The sequence below is a fragment of the Streptomyces sp. NPDC086549 genome (assembly GCF_044746205.1).
Classification (GTDB): domain Bacteria; phylum Actinomycetota; class Actinomycetes; order Streptomycetales; family Streptomycetaceae; genus Streptomyces.
This window is the reverse complement of the sequence record NZ_JBIVBS010000008.1, coordinates 213,416-235,436: the sequence shown is the minus strand read 5'-3', so window position 1 is coordinate 235,436 and position 22,021 is coordinate 213,416. Positions and strand designations below refer to the sequence as shown.

Below are 22,021 nucleotides of genomic sequence, written 5' to 3'. Positions count from 1 at the left end.
CGGTCGGCCAGCTAGTCGCCGGTCGGGGCGTCCAGCGGGCCGACTGCGTCGGGATGCCTGTCGAGTCGGCAGTACACGATCGCCGTCACGAGCGGCGTCACAAAGCACCATCGCACGACACGCCGTGCCAGGGGATGCCTCCGGAGCGTCCGGGCGATGGGCGGCGATGTGCGGTAGTACCACTTGACGAAGCTGCGTCCGCGATCGCGGGTCATCAGGTGCGCGTCGCGGAACCGGCGCAGAGCGGCGACCTGTGGGGCGCCGGGCGTGCCGTAGCACGCCGTCGCGATGAAGCATTGGGTGGAGCGGGACGCCGGGTTCGGGCCGTACCGGTCGACCAGGTCCTGATAGCTGGGCGGGGTGGCGGAGAAGTGGATCGTCTGGCTGAACCGCTTGGAGAAGTGATCGCCTGTAAGGAAGTTGGTGTCCTCCGCCACGAGGGGCTCGGAACGATCCTCGACGGGGGTGTCGTCGATGTCCACCTTCACGTTGTCCAGGCGCACGAACGACAGATCTCGAATCGATTCGGGAGGACCCGAGCCCTGCCCGAAGAGCAGGTTCCAGGAGCGTTCGAAGTGAACGGTGACACTGATGTTCGCGCAGGGCTGCGCGTCTCTGTCCTCGATTCTGCGGATGCGCTCGGCGGCGGCGAGGACCAGGTTCTCGACCTCGTGTGTGAGGTGGGTCTCGTAGTACCGCTGGATCTCCTCCTGCAGCCGGGCGCGATGCTCCTCGTCGAGCTGCCGTTGCAGCCTCTCCAGGTAGGGGAGGACGACGAGTTGCATGATGACGTCGACCAGCATCATGACGATGGCGAAGGCGCCTTCGGCCAGGGCTCCGGCGGCCCCGAGCGCGAAACGCCGGGCGCCGCCGACTCCTCGCGGTCGAACGCCGACCGGTCGCTCACCGAGGGGCTCGGGCAGGCGGGCCCCGGGACGAACGCCTCCGGTTCGTACTTCGGGTGTCTCGGGCAGGACCGCCCGGCCGGTGCTTCCGCCCGTTTCCGTTTGCGGGGCGTCCACCACTCGTCGGGGTGACGGTGCTGCGGCGCCCTCTACCGTGACGACGGGGCCACCGCTCGATGGGTGGGTGGTCGTGGCGGCCGCAGGCTGGGGGTCGACGAGGGGCGTCGGCCCCGTGCGCGGCACCGGGCGTACCCGGTACGTGGCCGACGGATGCTCGCCGATCGTCAGCTGTGATGTGCCGTTGGCGCGAGTGATCAGGGCCGTGTGCTCGTAGACCTCGGTCGGGCGGTACTCGACGATCCGGAAGTCCGGCGTGAAAACCAGAGTCGAGGTCGGATCCACCACCGTGATGATGCGCTTCTGCGCCGCGGCTTCGAGGAGGAAATAGCGTCGGCACATCGGACACATGTCACGGAAGGAGTAATAGACCTGGGCGTCCGGTGTGCGCACGATGGCGCGTACCTCGGCGTGCTGCAGTGCCTGGTCGGTGGCCCCGAAATTCTCCCCCAAGATGTGATTGATCTTTGCCAACCGCGCTTCCACCTCAGGAAGACGCACGGCGACAGCGCCCTCGCCCGCCGTGCCGCCCCCGACGGCTCGGGTGGCAGTGCGCTTTCGCACTCCGGGGCCGATCTCCTTCTCCGCCAACGCATAGGTCTGCCCCGACTCGAACTGACCCAGGCCGTGTTTGTCGACGTTGTCCTGCATGCGTTGCCGTACGAGTTGCTCGGCTTCCGCCCTGGTCCGGTTGCCGTCGGCCATGGCGCGCTCCACGCGCGCCTCGAACTGCTCCCTGGCCGCCTGCGCCACCTGCACCCGCTGCTGGAGCACCGGATTGACGGGTCCGGGCGCCGCAATGGGTTCCCCGCTCAGGACGCCGGTCGTGACCTGTGGCTCCGTGCGGGGTACCCATGTCCGTGACGGTGTGTCGTAGAAGCTGTGCAAGGCCTCGGGCAAACTGCTCGCCGGCCGCTTGAGCCCGCGTGGGCCCTCGTAGTAGTCCGGGTTGCACGGGCGGCAGACGGTGTATCGGTCGCGGTAGCGGAACACACCGGACCGGTCCAGCACGATCTCGCGGCCGTGGAACCGCAGTCGGCCGTCTTCGCCGAGAGCGGCTGGGATTGCTGTGCCGTTGACCGTGACGGCCTGGCTGTCGATGACGACCCGAACCTGTCCGGCGCCGAACTCGTGACGGTCGAGCAGTACCGTCTGCACGAGCGTATGCGGACGGATCGCGACGGTCCGGCCCGCCAGGATGTGAGCGGCGGCGGCAGCCGACTCGTCTTCCAGGGGGCCGGCGGCCGGTCCCACGCCCGGCGCCGTTTCTGCTCCGAGCCGATGCTGAACGACGTGGGCGAGTTCGTGCGCGATGACGCGGCGGTTGTCCGGCCCGATGCCAGGGCCGAGCACGATGTGTTCGCCGATGGAGAAGGCGTTTGCGCCGAGGGCTGTGGCCGCGCGGTGGTCGGAGTGCACCCGGACCGCCGAGAAGTCGTGGTTGAACGCACCCTCCATCACGGGCCGCAGGCCTGTTTCGAGTGGCTGCCCGGCACAGCTGACAGCATCGCGAACGATGGCCGGCAGAGCCGTCGTCGGCGCCGGCTTCGCGGTGGTCGAACGGGGGGCCATGACGTGGCCTCTCTCACTGGTCTGAGGACAACGGCAGCGCGAACGACGTCCGCAACAACTTCACCGTCGTTCCGGTCACCACCGCCAGTGGCGCCAGGTGATACGGCACCCCGTGCGGGGGACTGCCTTCGGGGTAGGGCCAGATGACCGTGCCGAGGGTGCGGCGGGCCGCGAAGGTCCAGTAGTCGCCGGTGCGGTACTCGTGCGCGGGGCTCCCCTCCGCGGACGGGAGGAAGCGGACCTCGATGCCGTGTTCCAGGGGGAGCCGGCCGTCCTCGACCACCGGGATCGCGCCGTCGGCCGCGCCGTCGGGAGGTGTGTGGTCCCAGCGGCGGAGGTAGGGGTGGCGGTCGAGGGAAGGCAGCGGGTCGGGGGCGGTCGCGAGGGTGACCGTCAGGGTGCCGGGGTCGACGTCCTCGACCTTGTGGAGGGGGCCCGCCGCGGCCGGCAGACCGAGTTCGCGGCGGACGCAGACCGCGTCGTCCACCACCTCGACCCAGTGGCCGGGTTCGAGAGCGGTGTGCAGGTCCCGGGCCGGCGAGGCCAGTTGTACCTTGGTGCCGTCGATCCGACGGATCGGGTGGATCACCGAGCCGTTGTCCCGCGACCACACGAACGTCGCGCCGTCGGCCGCCGTACCGCCGTGCCGGATCTCCACCCGGTAGAGCTGGTTCTCGCCGGTGTACTCGGCATCGGGCGCCGCGGTGCAGGGATCAGCCGACGCGCCGTCGTCACGGCTGGTGCGGACGTCGAGGATTCCCGTGCCCCGGGCCGGTTCGCGTTCGGCGGCGAACCGGGTGAGCGGGTTCGCCCGCGTCCTCAGCGGCAGCGCCCGCACCTGCCACACCACCTGGGCGCGGCTCGCCGAGTCGGGCTGGTGCAGGCCGAGTGCGGGCTCGTGGAGCGAGGGGTCCTCGACCTCGGTGACGTGCCGTTCCCAGACCTTGAGGTAGACGAGGTAGCTTCCCGAAGGGAGCTTGTCGGCGCCCTCCGCGTCGATGAACGCGTACGGCTGTTCGGCGTACGTGACCTTCGCGGGGTTGTCCACGCGGATGCCGTCCACGTAGTAGCGGCCCGGACCGATGGCGAAGCCGCCGGGCCCCGCCTCGGAGATCTCGAAACCCAGGTTGCCGGCCGGTCCGGCGTACGGGCCCACCAGGTCGGACATCGCCGTCCGCAGGCAGTGCAGCAGGATCGCCGTCTGCTCGTTGCGGTTGGCGTCCAGCCCCACCCGGCCCTGAAGGTCGAACACGGTCGAGTAGGTGCGGTCGGGTGAGAAGGTGATGTTCGAGAAGTCACCGTGCACGGCGCGTCCCCCTAGGTGGCGGTGATGACGGTCGCCTCGACGCCGAGCGGCACGTACTCGGCGAGGTGGTCGACGAGGCTGCTCAGACGTTGGGGCTGGTACAGGTCGTGGAAGGCGCCCAGCTCGGAGCCGTCGGAGGCGCCGGCGGCGATGAGCGGGTCGCAGGAGGAATGCAGCTGGCAGTAGGCGGGGTGGCCGTAGCGGGTGCTGGTGAAGAGGGGGCGGGGAGCGGTGGTCCCCGGGGCGGGCACACAGCGGTAGCGGGGCGGACCGGGGTGGCTCGCCCGCGCGTACGAGTAGCGCAGGCAACCCGTGTCGCGGCGCCACGTGTGCAGACAGCCGGTGATGATGCTGTCCTCGCCGAGGGTGAGGAGGTGCACGCGTACGTCGCCCAGCACCGTGCAGCGGCGCAGGGTGAGCGCGGCGTGCGCGAAGCGGTCCTCGGGGGCTGTCAGGGCGGGGAGGTCGTCGGCTGTGGCATCGACGACGGAGTCCAGGATCTCGATGTCGAGCGGGTTGCCCTTCGTCTCGTCCTGGTCCACCACGATCGTTCCGATCACCGAGTGCTCCACCCGCAACCGCGCGGTGGTCCGGCGCAGTTCGACGGACGGCTCGGCGCCCCAGCGGGGACGGCAGGCGTGGTCGAGTTCCCAGCCGGGCACCAACGTGCAGTGGCGCAGGACGACTTCGCCGATCTGGCCGACCACGTCCAGGCTGCGGCCCGTCACCACCAGTCCGTCCAGGACCAGGCGCGGGCGCCGTGCGGCCGGTGGCGGGCAGTCGGCGGTGGTCCCGGGCGGGGGCAGTTTCGCGGTGGCCCGCACGGTGAGCGCGTCGAAGCGGTTGGCCTTCTGGTTGAGCAGGCGGACGACGGGGCGCTGATGCGGTGCGGCGCGCACTTCGAGGCGGTCGTCCGGGTCGAGGTCGATCCGCACCGCCTCGGTGTAGTCGGCGGAGTCCCGGATCTCGATCACGGCCTCGTGGAGTGAGGGGTCCGCGGTCTTGTCCCTTCGCCATTGCCGGAGCGCGGCCGAGAGGGAGCCCAGACCGTCCGTCCCGCCGACCGCGTACAGTCTGCGCCCGCCGACCGGCGTCACCGGGCGCGGATAAGCGCCGCCGCCCATCGCGTCGGCGAAACCGTAGTGCCAGTCCGCCCACACGCCCTCCTCCGGAGCCTCGTCCGGCGGGAAGGCGATCCGGCCGAGCACCGGGTCGACGACGACCTGGCCGGGCCGGGGCCGGTAGTGCCAGCCGGTGAGGTCGGCGACGACGATCCGCTCCGCCGGTACGGGGTTGCCGGGGGAGTCCCGGAAGATCCGCAGGCTCCTGCCGGGGCCGTAGTACTCGGTGACGGCGTCCGCGAACTCCTCCCGGCCCACCGGGTGCGGCACATCGCCCGGACCCGACACCCGTGCGGGCGCCGGGCCTTGCGGAGCCGGGGCGAACAACTGGGTGTCGATGCCGAGGACGTTGACCAGATAGCGGCTGTAGCGCTGGTCGATGCAGAACGCGGGCGCCTTCGTCACGGGGAAGGCCCGCAACCGCCAGACGAACAGCGCCAGGCCCGGGATGCCGTGCAGCCCGCGGGTCGCCGCGCTGTCCGGCCGCCGTACGTCGACCAGGTGCGGCGCGTCGTCGAAGGGACCGCCGAGCCGGGCGCAGGCGAGGGTGTCGCGCACGGCGAGGGTGGCGGGGCGGTCAGGGCGCACGTTCCGTACGTGCTGGGCGCGGACCAGGTGCCGGTACAGCTCGACCGCCCGCGCCGGCCAGCCCGAACTGTCCAGGGCGACCGCTTCGAGCGCCGCGGCGCTGCCCTTGCGGCGCCGGTTCGCGATGGCGTCCGCCACGTCCCGGCGCGGCGACAGGGCACGGATCGCGCCGGGTGAGGTGCCGGGCGGCGGGCGGCGGGCGCCGACGAGGGCGCCGATGTACGGCACCACCCACTCCTCGCACGTCTCGACGAACCAGTTGGCGTACCAGGTATCAAGGTCGTCCTCGATCACCCCGACCTGCTCCTCGACGATCCGCAGCAACGCCCGCAGCGGGAACCCCTGTTCCTCGTCGCGGATGCGGTGGATCGCGGGCAGCAGCTCGTAGAGGCGGTCGGCGGGCGGGCCGGTCATCGGGCCACCCCCGGGCGCTGTGACGGCCGGTTCATCGGGTCACCTCCAGATCCAGTACGACGAAGCGGGGGAGGCCCGGTGCGGCGATGACGAGATCCGCCGGGAGAACGGCCTCCGACAGCGGGTCGCCCTCGACGCGGGCCGGGCGGGCCAGCACGCGCTGCGCGACCCCGGTGACCGCGTCCGCGTCGGCCGCCGTGTCCCCGGGCGTCGCGCCGAACCGCCGTATGTCCACGAAGACGACCCCGGGCACGCCCTGCAGCGCGGCCACGGCCTCCGCCAGGTACGCGCTCCGGCCCAGCTCCCTGGCCTCGAAGCCGAAGACCCGCTCGAACTCCGCCCGGACGTGCGGCTCCAGCAGTGCCGCGGACCGGTCGGGATCGATGCCGATCCGGGCCTGGACCACGAGGTTCCAGCGGGTGCGGGGCGCGACGGCGGCCGGCACGCCGGGGTCGCCGTAGCGGCGGAACGCGGTGAGCAGGGAGGTGAGAACGGCCGAGTCCGGGTCGATCGCGGCGTCGTCGACACCGGCGACGGTGACGTGTACGAGTTCGCGGCCGCCGACGGCGAGCCGGGTGGCGGCCGCCTTGCCGATGCCGGCGCGGGCGAGCGTGAAGTCGGCGTAGTCGCGCAGGCCGACGAGACGGTCCATGGCCAGCGTCGGCAACGGTGCCCGGGCGCGCAGCGCCGCGTCGGTGTCGGCGTCCGTGCCGCCGCTGGTCGGCAGCGGGTTGGTCACGGCGCTGATCCCGACGGGTTTGGTGCGCAACTGGCTGAGCTGCCCGGCCCGCAGATTGCCGGAGCGGCCGATGCCGACGCGGTAGCGGGCGGCGACGTTCCCCGTGCCGGTGGGCAGCCGGGCGCCGCGATGTCCGTCGCCGAAGGTGACGGTGGCGGTGCCGCTGTCGTCCGTACGGAGTTCGTAGCTGTGGTCGGCCGGGCCGCCGCGCGCGATCTCGTCCGTCTCGTGCCACTCCGTCTCGGCGACCCGGAGGGTGAGCGCGGCCTGTTCGCCGTCGGCGTCCGGTGCCGCCACGTACGTCAGCGGGTGCGCCCCGAGCGCGAAGCGCTGGCTCGGCAGGGCCGCGTCGCCGCTGCCCAGTGCGGGTTCGTCCTTGGTCTCGCCGTGGGTGGCGGGGGCGACGTTGCCCCACACCGTGACGGTGTCGCGGAGGTAGGAGCGGCGCAGGCGGGCGGAGAGGGTGAGCACGGTGTACGGGGTCGCGCCCGGCCGGCCGGGGTCGGTGACGGTGTGCGCGGACACGACGTGGGCGACCTCCCCTGTGGGGACGGAGCCTTCGGACGGTGTGCCGGTGACCAGGACGGCGCGGGACGGAGGCAGCCCCTCGATCACGCGGTCGAGATCGATGTACGGGCCCGTGACGTCGTCGGTGACGGGTTCGGGGGCGAGGGAGAGGGGTTCGGCCAGGGCGTGGACGGTGTAGCCGCGGAGATCCTTCAGACTGGTGACCGACGCGCCGAACCATTCCTCCGCCAGGGCGAGTTCGGTGGACCGCGCGGAGATCCCGTAGCTCGTGAGGCCGACGCTCCGCGCATTCCGCACCTCGTGCGGGACACCGCCGCCGTCCGGAGGGTCGACGACGATCCAGCTGCGGGCAAGGATCCGCGGGTGGTCCCCGTCGAGCGGGAGCCGCACCCGCCGCGCCTCGCCCCGGTCGTACAGCTCCGTGTCCAACGGCCATTCCGTGAACTCGGGTTCCGCCGCGGCCGCCGCTCCGATCACGGGACCTGACACGCGCTTCAGCGGCGCCGCCGCGCCGAAGGGAGCCGCCCTGACCCGCAGCACGTCGAGCCGGACGAAGCGCGGGGCGCCGTCCGTCCTCCCGGCACTCTCCCGGCACCGCCGCTCGTACTTGTCGGAGATCCTCACCAGGTTGACGGCGGTCGTACCGGCCAGCGGGTCGGCGTGGACCGACTCCACGATCCTTACCTCCGGCTTGTTGCCGTCGGCGAAGTGGAACAGCAGCCGGTCGCCCGGGGCGAGCCCGGTGCTCACGCCGTCGACGTACACCACCCTCAGCCCCAGCGCACAGTCCCGCGTCATCGGCATCGCCCGCCGCACCCGCGCCCGCAGCATCCCCCACGACGGCCGCGCCACCAGCTCCTCCGCCGTCTCGAACACGACCGGCTGGGCGCCCGGATCCGGCACGCTCTGCACCTGCGACCCGGCGGGGACGGTCACCTCGACGTCCGCCGGGTCGGGATCCAGGGTGTAGGCGAGCCAGCCATCCGCCGCCAGGCCCGGGCGGGGGCGGTAGCCGATGAGGCGGCCCAGCTCGGCGAGGGAGCGGCGTTCGGTGGCCGTGCCGAGGTAGCCCTCGTCGGCGATGCGCTCCTGGTAGAAGGTCAGGACGTCGCCCACGCAGGCCCACGCGTCCAGCAGGGCCAGGGCGGGGTCGGAGGGGTCCCGGGTGGTGAGCGCGGCGAGTGCGGGGTGCGCGGAGGCCGCCAGCGCCCGGGTCATCGCCGCGAGAAAGGCCGCGTGTGTGCCTGCCCGGGCGCGCAGGGCCGCTGCGCCGGGCGGGTTCTCCGTCGGCAGCGGAGTCCGCGCCTCAGCCGTGCAACAGCAAAGGCCCTCACCGGTGGTGCACATGGGCGTTCACCGTCCTCCCACCAGATCGATCCGCAGCACCCCGGGGCCGGGCGCCGAAGGGTCAGCCCCGCCCGAGGGGATCTCCAGCGGCCCGAAGGCCAGCACCCCGTCGTCCGGGACGGGCGCTGCGGCCGCCTCCGCGCGGCCCAGCCGCAGCACCGTCGCCGACACCACACCGGGCACCGCCATCGCCTCGGCGACCAGCCGCCCGGTGTACAGGTCGCTGCCGAAGGTCAGCCGGTCGGGGTGGAACAGCCCTCCGGTGCCGTTGCCGAGCCGGGCGCGCACCTCGCGCTCCACGGCGGCGCGCCGGGCGTCCGGGGCCAGGCAGAGGCGCAGTCGTACGTCCACCGGGACGGTGTGTGGCGGGTCCACGCGCAGGTCGTGGCCGATCCGCCGGACGTGTTCAAGCCGGTCGCGCACCGCGCCGAGCAGCGCGGCCGGCGGAGCGGTGCGGCCGAGGGCGTCGACCGCCACGTCGGCCTCGTACCAACTGCCGTTCCAGGCGAGGTCGGTGGCCGCCCGCTGCACCCCGCGCACCTCGCCCGCCAGCGTGCTGTAGTCGTCCGCGGTGACCGCCCGCTCCAGACGGTGCCGGTACTGGGTGGGCCCGAACAGCCGGGCGTCGGCGACGGGTTCGGGCGCGATGCCGCCGGTCGCGGGCAGCGGATTGCGTACGGCGGTGACACGGGCGCCGGTCGGCGCGCTGACGACGACGTGCACCACGGTGTCCGGGCCGGTGTTGCCCGCGGGCCCGTTGCCGACCCGGACGCCCGCCCGGAACTCCTGCCCGGCCGTCACGGCCCGGCCCAGCCGGCCGTCGCCGAAGCGCAGCCGGGCGGTGCCGTCGTCGTCGGCCTCGGCCACCACGTGCGGATCGGCGGGGCCGCTGTCGAGCAGATCCGCCCGCACCGCCCAGTGCTCGCCCGCCGAGGTGAGCGTCAGCTGGGGGAGCGCGACCCGGGGATCCTGGGTGAGGGCGGCCGACGCGGGCCCGGCGACCCTCGGGTCGGCCGGGTCGAGCCCGGCGGCGAGGACCGGACCCCAGCCCGCCACCAACTCGGCGGCGGTGTCCGCGTCGAGTGGCGTGCCGGTGCGGGCCCGCGCGGCGAGCCGGGCCAGCCGCGAGGTGCGGCGGGCCAGCAGCGCGGCGGAGCGGGAGCGCAGCAGCACCAGCGCGGCCCGCCGCTCCCGGGTGTCGCGGGCCGAGTCCAGCCCCGCGTCGGCCACCGCGCGCTCGCCCCACAGCGTGCGGGCCAGGGCGAGGTCGGCGTCGGTGAGCGGGGCGCCGGCCGCCACCCGTCGGTACATGTCCTCGACGGCTTCGGCCGCCCGCGCCGGGATCGCGTCCAGCGTCCGCGCCTGCGCGGCGGCGGTGCGGGCCGGGTCGGGGTAGGGGGCGCGCCGGGTGAGCGGGCCGGTGTCCAGGCGGGGCAGCCACCGCAGGGGAGCCTCGGTCCGCCGTGGGCGGCCGAGTCCGTCGCAGACCACCGGGCGGTCCGCCGGGGTGGGCGCGGTGAGGCGGACGGGAGGCGTGCCACTGCCGCCGTGGTCGACCAGCACGACATTGCCGCGGGCCACGCCGACGTCCTCGGCGAGGCAGCAGCGCTCACCGCCGACGGCGGCCAGACACAGCGGGAAGGCGAGCGCGTCCTCCTCGGCCCAGGTCACCCGCAGCAGCGGCTGCCGGTGCACCGGATCCGTGATCTTCTCCACGGCGGTGAGCCGTACGGCCTGCCGGTGGCCGGGGTCGGCGTCGCCGGGCACGCCGGTGACCGGTCCCCGCACCTCCTCCAGGACCAGCACGTCGCCGGGCCCGAGATCCAGCAGACGCTCGCACTCCGTTCCGGGGTCGGCCAGGGTGGCGGACGTCGTCCCGGCGGGCAGGAGGCACGCCTCGCCGTCCCAGGTCCACAGCCGGATCCGGTTGTGCGCCGGGCGCAGCGCCAGATCGGCCGGCACGACGGGCTCGTACCGTTCGAAGTGGGCCGTGATCCCGCGCAGTTCGGTCTCGGAGACGAGTGGTCCGGCGGGCAGGGCGGTGGCGAACCAGTACGTTCCCGCGTGCAGCACCGAGGGCTCCTCGACCTCCAGGTGCACCCAGGTGCGGGCGTTGCAGCCGTCGTGCATGCGGTAGTCGACCAGCCGCAGGTGGCGGCGGACCGAGGTGCGCAGCCGCGCGGTGTGGAGGTAGGCCTCGGTGGCGACCGCGTCCTGCCGGTAGGAGAGCCGGTCGCCGACGTAGGCGAGGAGTTCCACGAGGGTGACGCCGAGGTCCGGGATCTCCCGGTCGGCCCATTCGGGCGCGGTCAGGGCGAGCCGGTCGAGGATCAGACGGCGGAAGCTCGCGTAGTCCTTGGCGAGGTGGTCGAGGGCGGGTGCGGGCGCCGCGGGGGCCGGGGGGCGGGGCGCGGGCGCGCAGTCGGTCTCCTCGCCGCAGTCGGCGGTGAACGTGAACTCCGCGCCGCTGTGCCGGGGGTCGAGGCCGGGGAACGGGGCGTCCGGCCGGGCCGGGTCGACGAGGGAGAGCGTGTAGGGGGAGCGGTCGCCGAGGCGGTCCAGGGTGACGAGCAGGGTGGCCTGCCGGGTGGGCGGCGGCGAGCCCTCCACCCGTACGTCCACGGCACGCACCGCCCGCCCCGGCCCGTCGATCCGCACGCACCCGGCGTCGGGCAGCGGATCGGGCGCCGAGCCGAGCAGCAGCACCCGCAGGGCGCGCCCGGCCCGGTCGACGTCCACGGCGACGACCGCGCCGAGCCCGCTGTCCCGGGTCCGGTCGGTGCGTTCGCCGGGCAGGCAGGGCGGCAGGTCACGTACGTCGGTCATGCTCCCGTCCCCCGTTCCAGTACGGCCGTGCCCGCCTCGCCCGTCGCGAGCAGCACATAGCCGACGGTGATCCGCAGCTCCGCCTCCTCGGTCTCGACCTCGACCCGCTCGACCTGGATCACGTCGGCCAGCCACCGCTGGAGCGCGGCCTGGAGGGAGTACTCCACCGCTCCGGCCAGTTCCGGGCTGCCGGGGGCGAACACCAGTTGCAGCACACCGGAGCCGAAGTCGGGCCGGTTCACGCGCTCGCCGGGCACGGTGAACAGCAACTGCTCGATCAGATCGCGGACATGGCCCTCGTCGGTGGTGCGGGCCGACCGCCCGTGCGCGTCGACTTGGAAGGGGAAGTCGAGGTGCGTGCTCATGTGGCCACCACCCGCTGCTGGATCGCCGACACGACGGGCGGGCCCTGCGGCACCTGCGCGGCGGACAGGCACAGACCCGTGCCCGGCCCCGCGGGCTGCACGACGAGCGGGCGGCCCTGCACGAGGACCCGGGCCGCGGCGGCCGGGGCGAAGTCGACCTTCACACAAGGCGAGGGAGGCTGCGACGAGGACAGGGCGCAGGACGGGGCGACGACGTTGAGGTCGGCCGTTGTCACCACCGGCGCGCCGTCGGCGAACACCTGCTGCTGACCGGGCGTCAGCGTGACCTGTCCTTGGTGCGTGCAGGTCAGCGCCGTGACCGTGGTGAGGGCGAATCCCGGCATGGCCGCCCCCTCACGCCGTCTTCACGACGAGCGCGCCGTTGTTGATGTTGACCAGGCCGACGATGTTGACGGTCGGAGCCGTGATGGTCACGCCCGCGCCGTCCACGGTGATCGACGCGGTCGGCGACTGCAGCAGCACCCCGCCGCCCTTCATGGGCGGGACCGGGCTGTCGCTGACCACGACCTTGCTCTTGCCCGTGCTCTCCACCAGGAAGGCCGGGGCGGCGGGGACGAGCGTGCTGGCGGTGGCCGGGGTCTCGGCGCGGCTGCCCCAGAAGAAGCCGGTCCAGATCGGATGGTCGGGGTTGCCGCCCTCGAACTCCACCCACACCCCCGCCTGCGGGGCCGGCACCACGAACACCCCCGACTGCAGCCCGGCGAGCGGTACGCACGGCATCGCCCAGCTGGTCGGGAACAGTCCGAACACGTCCGGCACGCTCACCAGCAGCCGCCCCATGCCCAGCGGGTCGGTGTTCTGCACGACCGCGCCCCGGTACTTGCCGTAGAAGCGGCGCGCGCCGGGCGGTTCGCCGTCCGCGCGCTGGGCGGGGCTGAGCAGGCCCGGGGACTCCACGTAACCGATGTCGTCCATGCTCGTCATGACGTCTCGTCTCCTCACGCCGACCGGCTGCGGCGGATCGCTCACAGGGGGCCGAAGGCGTTGCGGGTCAGGCTGAACTGCTGGGTGTAGGCACCGCGCTTGATCGAGTGCGTGACGCTCCTGACGTAGTAGGTCCCGTCGTACGCCTCTCCGGCTCCGTGCACCGGCACCGGCCGGCGCGGGCGCAGCGGCGTCCCGTAGCGCAGGACGTCGAGGCTGCCCTGGCCCGAGATCACCTCGTAGCTGTCCGCGGCCCGGGCCAGGGCCACGCCCGCGGCCTGCGGCGCGGTCAGCTTGGCCAGGCCGCGGATCGGTTCCACCTTCAGCGGCAGCGGCCGGCGGCGGCCCATGGGCGGGCTGAGCGGGGTGACATCGGGAACGGGCACCGGGATCGGGAACCTGGTCGTCGGCTCCTGGACCAGCACGACGTACTGGGTGGCAGAGAAGCCGTCGAAGGAGAAGGACAGGTTCTCGACGTTGCTCGCCGTGTCGCAGTTCACCAGCAGCAGGTCCTGCGGCGAACCCAGCTTGTTCGGCGGTTCCCAGTGGGCGATGTTGAGGCCGGGCTCGGGCCCCGGTTCCACGAAGAACAGGTAACCGGCCTGGGCGGCCAGCTGTCTGACGTAGGCGAGGTCGGTGCCCTGGTGACTGGGCACCTCCTTCAACGGGTTCGGCGGCACCATGAACACACTCGGCACGATCGCCGGAACCAGCCCGTACATCGCGTACTTGGCACAGATCACCGCGACCCGTGCCTCCGGCGGCAAGCACGGGTACTTGACGCCGCTGAAGTCGACCACGTCCATCATGCGGGAGACGTCCTCGCCGGTGAGCGTCAGCTTCGCCTGCCCCGGCTCGGCGGAGGGGGCGAGCTCGTGACGGGTGACCACGCCGTCCATCAGCACCGTCGTCCGCCCGCGCACGGTGAGCACGAGCTGCACCCGGGCCGGCGGGTCCAGCGCGCCCCCCGGAAGCAGTTCCGCGAACAGCAGCGAGCGCTTGGCGGTGCCGAACTGCAGCTGGAAGCCGCCGGACCTGCCGACGCCCTCGGTCACCTGGACCGAGAGCAGGGCGTCCGCCACCTCGCGCGGCACGGGCTCCGCGCGCACGGCACCGAGCCGCAGCGCCAGCAGCAGTTCAGAAGCCACGGACGCTCCCGGCGGCAGCGGCGGACAGCGCGATCAGCAGCCGGCGGCCCGGCCGGGCCGTCAACTCCTCAGGATCCAGCGCGGGGTTGGCGTCCGCGATCCGCCAGAACAGCTCGGGGTCGCCGAACGCGGCGGCGGCGATCCGGTCCAGACGGTCGGCCTCGGTCACCGTGTGCAGGCCGAGCGGCGTCAGCGAGCCCGGGTCGGGCAGCAGCCTGCGGCGGACGTACGGAATCGGGTCGCCGCCGCCCGGCGGCTCGTACCGGGCGACGTCGATGCCGTGGTAGCGGCTCGCGGCGGTGAACATCAACTGCCTCCCGGTGGCGTGCCGAGGATCGTCATGCCCGGACGGGCCGAGCGGTACAGCGCCGCGAGCTGCTCGCGGCGCCGCTGGTGGGCGAGGAACAGGGCCCCGCCCCGGTGGGTGAAGCCCAGGTCGTCGACGGTGAGGATGCGCATCCCCAGGCTGACCTTGGCCCGGATCGGGTGCAGCTGGGCGTCGAACGCCTCCTCCGTCACCGTGAACTCCGTGATCCGCACCGGTACGACGCGGTCACGGCTCCACACGAAGACGGTCAGCGGCGATTCCAGGGGCGCGATCTCGAACGCCCCCGAGCGGGCCGCGCTGTCCTGGCCGAGCAGCGCCCCCGCGGTCGGGTTGACCAACTGGTCCAGCGCGGCCAGCACCGGCAGCAGCCCGAACCGGGCCACGACGTCCGCGTCCGCACCGGACGGGTCCGCCAGCTGGTCGGTGGCGTTCAGCTCCACGTCCACCTTCACCGTCTCGTGCGCGGGCCCCTTGAGCCGCAACGCCTCGCTCCGCTCCCCGGCCTCGGCACCGACACCCTGCGGTTGCAGCGTGCGGGTGAGCGTGTCGGGGTTGTACTGCAGGGCGATCACGCGTAGGACGGCACCGGTGGCGGGGTCGAGGAGCGCGATCGCGCCGCGCGGCACGACCGGGGTGCCGGGCAGGAAGGAGGAGGTCATCGGCCGTCACCGCCCGTCTGCGAGGGGACGCGACGGCCGGGAGCGCCGTCACCGTCGGACCGTGCCGTTCGACCGGAGCCGCCGCCCCCGTCCGTCATCGCGCGGGCGACCGCCCGTGACGCCGCCCGGGCTACGGCGTCGACGCCGTCGCTCTCGGCCGTCACCCGCAGCCGGCCCACGGACACCTCGCCGTCCGGGGCCGCCGTACCCGCCGCCGCGACGAGGTCCGCCCGCAGCGCCGCCCCCAGCGCCTCGGCCACCTCTGCCGCCGAACGGCCCCCGGCCGTAGCCGCGTCGAGCACCACCCGGTCGATGCGCACCACGATCCTCCGCACCGTCATGACGCCTCCCCGGCGAGTACGGGCAGCGGCAGGTCCAGCTTGCGGAACTCGGCGCGGGCGGCCGCCAGGACCATCGCGGTGTCCACCGGTCGCCCGGACGCCGCCGCCGAGAAGGCCGCGCCCAGCGCGATCGCCTGGATGGCCGCGCCGGTGGCCGGCAACTCGGCGAACGCAGCCAGATCGAGGCCGCCCGCCAGGGGTACGGAGTCGGGGAAGGCCGCCTCCCACAGCCGGCGCCGCTCCTCCTCACCGGGCACCGTGAACTCCACGACGAACCGCAGCCGCCGCAGGAACGCGGGATCCAGCGCGGCCCGCAGGTTGGTGGCGAGCACGGCGACGCCCCGGTAGGCCTCCATGCGCTGCAGCAGATAGCTCACCTCGATGTTGGCGTACCGGTCGTGGCTGTCCTGCACCTCGCTGCGCCGCCCGAACAGCGCGTCGGCCTCGTCGAACAACAGCAGCGACCCGCCGCACTCGGCGGCGTCGAACACCCGGCGCAGGTTCTTCTCGGTCTCCCCGATGTACTTGCTGACCACGGCGGACAGGTCCACGCGGTAGAGATCCAGGCCGAGTTCGCGCGCCAGCACCTCGGACGCGAAGGTCTTGCCGGTGCCGCTGGGACCGGAGAACAGCGCGGTGACGCCCTGCCCCCGGGCCGTCCGCTCGGCGAAGCCCCAGTCCGTGAACACCGTGGCGCCGTCGCGCACCTGACCGGCCAGCCGCCGAAGCGTCTCCAACTGCGGCTCCGGCAGCACCAGGTCCGCCCAGCGCGCGCGGGGCACGATGCGCTGGGCCAGGGACTCCAGCCGGGGTCGTGCGGCATCCCGGCAGGCGGCCCACAACCGGTCCGCGGCCTGTTCGGCGGCCGGGCTGTCCGGCCCCGGCCGGTGGGCGATCGCCACCCGGTGCAGCGCGGGCAGACTCAGCCGGAACTGCGCCGCCAGAGCGGCCGGAGCCCCGCCGGGGTCCAGCCCGGTCGCGGCGGCCCACAGCGCCCGCTGCTCGCCCGGCGGCGGCACGGTCACGTCGACCACCGCCGTGGAACTCCCGTCCACCGGCCACACCTCGCGGGCGGCCAGCACGACAGGCCCACCCGCGAAGGACAGCAGGCGGCGTACGGCGGCGGCCAGAGCCGGATCGTCCGGATCGGCGTCCACGGCGTCCAGCAGCAGCACGACCGGCAGCAGCAGACTCTCCCGGTGCCACAGCAGCGCCAGCGTGTCGGGGTCCTGCACGCCCCGGACCAGCGTTCCGGCCCGCAGGCGGTACACCTCGCGCCCCAGCCGCGCGAACGCCCTGACCGCCACGAGCGCGGCGCTGTCGGAGTCGACGGCCGTGAGCTGGACGACGGGGAACCGGCCGTCGGGGGTGTCGGCGAGCACGGCCGCCGTCACCGCGTCCTCGGCGTCCCGGACCGAGGCGGGCGAGTGGATTCCCGCGGCCGGGTCGGCCATCGGTTCGAGTACCGAAGCGAGCCGTTCGTCCAGGTGGTTGAGGCCGCGCACCAGATTCGCGATCCGGTCGTCGGTCCGCAGCGGCGCCGTGAGCAGTGGCTGCGCGGCGGTGGGCACGGCCTCGGCCAACCGCCGGCGCCGCAGCGGACGCAGGGGCGACAGCACGTCCCAGCGGGCGTCGTCGAACAGCCGCAGCGCCAGGGCGAACGTCGGAGCGGTGGCCATGGGGTCGCCGTGCGCGGCGGCGATCGTGGCGCCGATGCCGGGGTCCACGGCCGGTGCGGCCGCCAGCAGCAGCACGTCGCGTTCGAAGTCGGTGAGTCCGAACCGGTCCGCGAGCTGGACCAGCGCGGGCGGCGCGGTGTCCGGGACGGCGGCCGCGTCCTGTCTTGCGGCGGCCAGCGGACCGAGGGCACCCGTGTCCGCCGGGGCCCCGGGAGCGGGCGGCAGTTCGGGCTGACGCCCCCGCCGGGACGGACGGCGCCGGCCGCCGTCCGTCGGCTCCGCGGCGTCCGGGACGCGGGACAACGCCTCCAGCCGGGCCCGCAGCCAGACCAACGAGGCCTTCAGATAACGGTTGTTGGCCTCCTCCCAGCGGAGGTCGGCAGGGACGCCGATGCTCACGGGATCGTCACCTCCACTGTCGGGCCGGTCCGGAACGTGCCGGTGGCCCGGTTCACGATCTCGCTGTCGACACCGTCCACCCGCAACCGCACCCGGGTCTTGCCGGACGGCAGGACCGCGGTCACCGACACCGACCTGGAGTTCGCCGTCAGCAGTCCCACGGCCAGCTGCCGCGCCCCCATCAGCACCGCCGCCTGCTGACCGGCCAGCACCGGCTGTGCGGCCGTCACGGTCACCTTCGTACGCGCCGGGGTGCCGCCGGCCGGCGCGGCGGCGAGCGCGGTCACCGCCGGGGTCACGCCCAGGACGAGTTCGTTGGTGCGGGGCGAGCCGCCATCCGCCGGGCCCAGGTCCAGCGCCCACGGGCCCGCGGGCAGCCCCGTGGCCGGCAGGGTGAGCGTCAGCTCGGCTGTCCCGGCGGCGGGCGCGGGCAGCGCCACGCTCGCGCCCTGCGGCACACGCAGGTGCCGCAGCCGCGCGGTCAGCGCCACGCTCGGCAGCTGCGCCACCATGAGCGTGACCTGCTCGCCCGGCAGCGCACCGACCTGTCCGGCGGCGGCGTAACGGATCCCGAGCAGAGCGGGCGCGCCCGGGTCGGGCCGGACGGCCGCTCCCCGGTCGTCGGGGCCGCGGCTCAGCACGGGCAGCGGCGAGCGGCCCGGCAGGGCGCTGTCGATGAGGACGGCGGTCACCTGGTACGCGGACGACATCCGGAAGGGCGTCCCGAACGCCGTCCACATCTTGGCGATGTCGTCCTGACTCAGCGCCTCCTGGCTGATCTTCACGCGCTCGGGCTGCAGGTGCAGATCGCTGCCCGGCAGCGCCGCCGCGGTGGCCGCCCGGATCTCGTCCCCGGACAGGACCGGCTCGTCGTGCAGCGCGAGCATCGCCGCGCCGAGCAGCTCGTGCGCCTTGCCCTCGTCGTCGCTGTAGGCGGCGAGCAGATAGTGAAGCACCAGCGGCAGCAGGGGCTTCGGGGACTCACCGGGGCGGGCGCCGAACGCATCGGCGTTGCGGAAGGCAGGGTTGAGGTCCGCCCGGTACAGGAATAGGTTCACATGGTCGCCGCTGACCGCGTCGGGCGCCTTGTTGGGCGGGGAGACGGTGACCCGGGGGCCGCCGAGCCGGGTGAACAGCCGGGCCCGCAGCGTGGCCGTCACGGCCGCGATGGCCAGCGAGTTGCTCATCCCAGCTCCCCCTCGGCGCGTCGGCGCAGATAGTTCTCCAGCGCCTTGGCGTGGTCCGCCTGCGCGCCCCTCTGCAGCCGCACCGGCTGCGGCGGGGCGGGAACGGGCGGGGTACGGACGTCCAGCCGCCCGATGGAGACCTCGACCACGACGGCCGGTTCCGCCTCCCCGGGTGCCGCGGACGCCGGCGTGTCGGCGACGAGCTCGGGCGGCGGCACCTCGGCGTGCAGCAGCGGCCGGTCGAAGCCGACGCCGGCCTGCGGGCCCCGTCGACCGGGGGAGGCGGGGGCCGCCTCCGCAGGGTCGCGCAGGAAGCCGCGCCGCGGATCCGACGGGCGGCCCGGCTCGGGCGTCGCCTCGACGGGGGCGGGGTGGGGCTGTGGCACAGGTCCTTCGCGGCGTACGAGACCGTCCTGTCGTGCGCCGGGAGGGTGCCGTACGACGGACAGGGCGCGGGTGGGCGGCTCGCGGCCCGGGACACCGGCCTCGGTGTCGGCGGGTTCGGTCGGCCGGGGTTCTTGAGGGCCCGCTCCGTCGGCAGGGGCGCCGGCGACATCGGCGGGGATCGGTTCGGGGGCCGCCGCGTGCGGTACGGGGGACTCCGGGGCGTCGTGGAGGGCCGGAAGCGGCGGTCCGTCGGCCGCGGCGGGGCGCTCATAGCGGGAGGCCGGGCGGGGACGCAGGCCGGGGACGGGGGAGCGGCTTCTGCCGACGAGCCGCGCCAGGGGTCCGGTCACGTGCCCACCAGCCCCAGGTAGCACTGCCGGCGCCAGGGGCTGAGCGCGAGGGTCTGCGCCTCCGTCCACCCGTACGCGCGTGCCAGCTCGTGCACCTCCAGGACGGTCCGCCGCCCCCAGGCGTCCAGCTCCGCCCACAGGTATCCGACGATGTCGAAGGGCTCCTCCCAGGCCAGGCCGCAGTCGGGGCAGGCCAGGCCCACCCGTGGGTCGATCAGCGGATCGGCCGCCGTCCACGCCTCGGCGACCTCGCCGACGGCCGGTGCCGGCGCCCCGGGGGGAGCGCACCGGCGTACGAGCGCCTCCTCGGCATCGGGGACGCCCGCGTCGAGTACGGCGGCCAGGTCGGCGCTCGTGGGCATGCGCACCGGGACGTCCCGGCCGCCCGCCCGCACGGTCGCCCCGTCCCCGTCCCCGGCCGCGGCCTCGTTCTGCGCAAGCAATTCCCCCTGGTCGAAGGCGACTTCGACCTCCGTGTCGCATCCGGGGCAGCGGGACACCGCGTCCACAGCGGTGCCGAACAGGGCCGCCCGGAAGGCGAACAGGGCCCGGTCCCGGTGGCCCACGGGCACCTCCGCGGCGGCGGCCGGCGTGGTGCGCCGGGCCGCGGCCAGCAGGGCCAGGCCGCGCCGCAGCGGATCGCGGCCCCAGCCCGCCTCCCACGCGTCCAGCAACTCGGCGGCACTCACCGTGTCCATCCTCATCCCCCGCTGACGTACCGTCAGAAATTCGGTTCGGTGGGCTCGGTGACCGCCACGTCGCGCACCCAGCCCTCGTTCTCCAGCTTCAGGTGCTGGATGGCGATCGCGTTGGCGTTGGCGTCGAGGTCCGGCAGCGCCTGGTACTCCGACACCCAGCAGCGGTAGACCTGGTAGGCCAGCACCGGCTGACCGGCCTCGTTGCAGACCTCGATCACCAGGTCCTTGCGGAAGCCCGCGAGTGCGACCTCGGCGCCGGCGTCGTTGCTGTAGTTCCACACCTTGTTCGCCCACGCCTCGAACTCCGGGTCGTGGGTGACCCCGCGCTCCAGGGTGATCGCCTCGTACTTGGTGCGGCCGGGTGACTTGCGGGCGGTGGAGTGGTCTCCGCCGTCCCGGTGCTCGACCACCTCCGTGGTCCGCTTCAGAGCACTCACCTTGCTGATGCCGGCGACGTACTTGCCGTCCCACTTCACCCGGAACTTGAAGTTCTTGTACGGGTCCAGGCGGGTGGCGTTGACCGTGAACTGCGCCATCTCAACTCCCCTGGCCCGACGCGTCGTCGCGCTTCTGCTGGATACGGATGTGGACGAACTCGGCGGGCGACAGCGGCCGGAAGCCCACGTCGAGGGTGACGACGCCGCGGTCGACCGCGTCCTGCGGGTTGTTGCCGGAGTCGCAGCGCACGAAGTACGCGTCCTTCGCGGTCCGGCCCTGGAAGGCGCCCTGCCGGAAGAGCCGGTCCATGAACGCGCCCACGTTGAGGCGGACCGAGGACCACAGGGGCTCGTCGTTGGGCTCGAACACCACCCATTTGGTGCCGATGAACAGCGACTCCTCGATGTACAGGGCCACCCGCCGCACCGGCACATAGCGCCAGGGGTCGCCGATGTCGTCGCCGCCCCGGCAGGTGCGTGAGCCCCAGAGCACGTTCCCGTAGACCGGGAAGGTGCGCAGGCAGTTCACGCCCAGCTTGTTGAGGGAGCCGTTCTGCTGGTCGGTCAGCCGGAAGGCGAGCGAGCGCACCCCCAGCAGCCCGCCGTCGTCGGTTCCGGCCGGTGCCTTCCACACCCCGCGCCGGGTGTCGGTGCGGGCGATCACGCCGGCGACCGTACCGGACGGGCCCGCCTCGCGGTCGGGGCCGCCGAGCGGGTCCGAGACCAGGAGCCTGGGGAAGAACACCACCACATTGCGTGCCGTCACGCCGCCCACGGGCAGTCCGCCCCGGGCCCCCTGCAGCGCGTTGTCCACGGTGTCCCAGCCGTACGGCGGGTCGAGCAGCAGCATCGCCCGCCGCTGTTCGCACAGCCGGGCAGCCGCGTCGACCACGGGGGCCCAGGTGCTGTCCCGGGTGTCGGCTCCGCCGGAGGGCTTCGGCAACTGGTTCGGGATCACGAGGAGGTTGAAGACGTCGACGTCGGCCAGCGCGGCCAGACCGGTCCTCGGGGACGCCGTCGCGCTGCCCAGTATGTCGGACTTCGACAGGGTGACGTCGGTGCCGCCGGTGAACGGCTTGTCCTCGACGGCGGCCGGGCGCTTGTCGAAGACCGAGGTGTCCGGCTCGACGAGCTGGGAGGTGGCGAGCACCCGGTCCAGGCGCAGGCTCTCCAGCGTCGGGTCGACCGAGACGCCGTACGACTCCGTCGTCCCCCCGCCGGAGACCAGGAGGGCGTAGCGGCCGGCGTCGCCGGGGTCGTGCTGCACGGTCGCCCTGATCGCGTTGCCCGCCGTGCCGGGCGTCCTGGCCTTCAGTTTCACCCCGTCGCCCAGGTCGACCCCCGCGTACGCCGGGCTGCCGCCGACGCGGACCACGACCGCCTTGTTCCCCCCGTTGAGGAAGAACTGGTAGACGGCGTAGCTCAGGTCGCTGCCGGCCCACAGTCCGCCGAACCGCTGCTCGAAGTCGGCCCAGCTCTCCACGGTCGTGGGCGTCCGCGGTCCGGTCGACGCGAGCCCCACGAACGCCGTCACCGAGGTCTCCGCACCGGCGATCGGCCGTACGGGGCTCTCGATCTCCTCGATGTAGACACCGGGATAGGAGAATTGCGTCGTCATGGCGCCCTCTGCCTCCC

Annotated in this window: 18 protein-coding genes; all 18 read right to left on the bottom strand. The window is 73.7% G+C overall.

The genetic code is table 11. The annotated features are described in order from the left end of the window. Positions 1 to 11: 11 nt before the first annotated feature. Genes ACIPSA_RS25710 through ACIPSA_RS25625 form a run of 18 tightly spaced genes read right to left on the bottom strand, consistent with a single transcriptional unit; the run spans position 12 to position 22,004 of the window. The gene (locus ACIPSA_RS25710) at positions 12 to 2,594 is read right to left on the bottom strand and encodes a DUF4157 domain-containing protein (RefSeq protein ID WP_402638336.1); all 2,583 of its coding nucleotides are present in this window, start codon (positions 2,592 to 2,594) and stop codon (positions 12 to 14) included. Between the two features lie 13 nt (positions 2,595 to 2,607). Further along, on the bottom strand, positions 2,608 to 3,900 hold the full coding sequence (locus ACIPSA_RS25705) for a DUF6519 domain-containing protein (protein ID WP_402638335.1): 1,293 nt from the start codon (positions 3,898 to 3,900) through the stop codon (positions 2,608 to 2,610). Positions 3,901 to 3,911: 11 nt separating this feature from the next. Continuing rightward, positions 3,912 to 6,023, bottom strand: a complete 2,112-nt coding sequence (locus ACIPSA_RS25700; RefSeq protein ID WP_402638334.1) for a hypothetical protein — start codon at positions 6,021 to 6,023, stop codon at positions 3,912 to 3,914. 31 nt (positions 6,024 to 6,054) lie between these two features. After that, the gene (locus ACIPSA_RS25695) at positions 6,055 to 8,637 is read right to left on the bottom strand and encodes a putative baseplate assembly protein (RefSeq protein WP_402638333.1); all 2,583 of its coding nucleotides are present in this window, start codon (positions 8,635 to 8,637) and stop codon (positions 6,055 to 6,057) included. Positions 8,638 to 8,643: 6 nt separating this feature from the next. Next, a complete protein-coding gene (locus ACIPSA_RS25690; RefSeq protein WP_402638332.1) occupies positions 8,644 to 11,463 on the bottom strand; it encodes a putative baseplate assembly protein in 2,820 nt (939 codons plus the stop codon). Then, positions 11,460 to 11,828 (bottom strand): GPW/gp25 family protein, encoded by a 369-nt coding sequence (locus ACIPSA_RS25685; protein WP_402638331.1) that lies wholly within the window; start codon positions 11,826 to 11,828, stop codon positions 11,460 to 11,462. The genes ACIPSA_RS25690 and ACIPSA_RS25685 overlap by 4 nt, the downstream gene beginning before the upstream one ends. After that, a complete protein-coding gene (locus ACIPSA_RS25680; RefSeq protein WP_402638330.1) occupies positions 11,825 to 12,172 on the bottom strand; it encodes a hypothetical protein in 348 nt (115 codons plus the stop codon). The genes ACIPSA_RS25685 and ACIPSA_RS25680 overlap by 4 nt, the downstream gene beginning before the upstream one ends. A 10-nt stretch (positions 12,173 to 12,182) precedes the next feature. Continuing rightward, the gene (locus ACIPSA_RS25675) at positions 12,183 to 12,773 is read right to left on the bottom strand and encodes a phage baseplate assembly protein V (RefSeq protein ID WP_402638329.1); all 591 of its coding nucleotides are present in this window, start codon (positions 12,771 to 12,773) and stop codon (positions 12,183 to 12,185) included. Positions 12,774 to 12,814: 41 nt separating this feature from the next. After that, positions 12,815 to 13,921, bottom strand: coding sequence for a hypothetical protein (locus ACIPSA_RS25670; RefSeq protein WP_402638328.1), 1,107 nt, complete (start codon positions 13,919 to 13,921; stop codon positions 12,815 to 12,817). Next, on the bottom strand, positions 13,911 to 14,228 hold the full coding sequence (locus ACIPSA_RS25665; RefSeq protein ID WP_402638327.1) for a LysM domain-containing protein: 318 nt from the start codon (positions 14,226 to 14,228) through the stop codon (positions 13,911 to 13,913). Before ACIPSA_RS25665 ends, ACIPSA_RS25670 begins: the two co-directional genes overlap by 11 nt. Next, the gene (locus tag ACIPSA_RS25660) at positions 14,228 to 14,908 is read right to left on the bottom strand and encodes a hypothetical protein (protein ID WP_402638326.1); all 681 of its coding nucleotides are present in this window, start codon (positions 14,906 to 14,908) and stop codon (positions 14,228 to 14,230) included. Before ACIPSA_RS25660 ends, ACIPSA_RS25665 begins: the two co-directional genes overlap by 1 nt. Beyond that, positions 14,905 to 15,249: a hypothetical protein gene (locus ACIPSA_RS25655; protein ID WP_402638325.1), complete on the bottom strand. Its 345-nt coding sequence runs from the start codon at positions 15,247 to 15,249 to the stop codon at positions 14,905 to 14,907. Before ACIPSA_RS25655 ends, ACIPSA_RS25660 begins: the two co-directional genes overlap by 4 nt. After that, the gene (locus ACIPSA_RS25650; protein ID WP_402638324.1) at positions 15,246 to 17,327 is read right to left on the bottom strand and encodes an AAA family ATPase; all 2,082 of its coding nucleotides are present in this window, start codon (positions 17,325 to 17,327) and stop codon (positions 15,246 to 15,248) included. The genes ACIPSA_RS25655 and ACIPSA_RS25650 overlap by 4 nt, the downstream gene beginning before the upstream one ends. Continuing rightward, on the bottom strand, positions 17,324 to 18,514 hold the full coding sequence (locus tag ACIPSA_RS25645) for a DUF4255 domain-containing protein (protein WP_402638323.1): 1,191 nt from the start codon (positions 18,512 to 18,514) through the stop codon (positions 17,324 to 17,326). The genes ACIPSA_RS25650 and ACIPSA_RS25645 overlap by 4 nt, the downstream gene beginning before the upstream one ends. Next, entirely contained in the window at positions 18,511 to 19,251 is a 741-nt protein-coding gene (locus tag ACIPSA_RS25640; RefSeq protein WP_402638322.1) for a hypothetical protein, read from the bottom strand. Before ACIPSA_RS25640 ends, ACIPSA_RS25645 begins: the two co-directional genes overlap by 4 nt. Then, entirely contained in the window at positions 19,248 to 19,949 is a 702-nt protein-coding gene (locus ACIPSA_RS25635) for a hypothetical protein (protein WP_402638321.1), read from the bottom strand. The genes ACIPSA_RS25640 and ACIPSA_RS25635 overlap by 4 nt, the downstream gene beginning before the upstream one ends. A 23-nt stretch (positions 19,950 to 19,972) precedes the next feature. After that, on the bottom strand, positions 19,973 to 20,485 hold the full coding sequence (locus ACIPSA_RS25630) for a phage tail protein (RefSeq protein ID WP_402638320.1): 513 nt from the start codon (positions 20,483 to 20,485) through the stop codon (positions 19,973 to 19,975). Between the two features lies 1 nt (position 20,486). Beyond that, the gene (locus tag ACIPSA_RS25625) at positions 20,487 to 22,004 is read right to left on the bottom strand and encodes a phage tail sheath family protein (protein ID WP_402638319.1); all 1,518 of its coding nucleotides are present in this window, start codon (positions 22,002 to 22,004) and stop codon (positions 20,487 to 20,489) included. Positions 22,005 to 22,021: the final 17 nt, after the last annotated feature.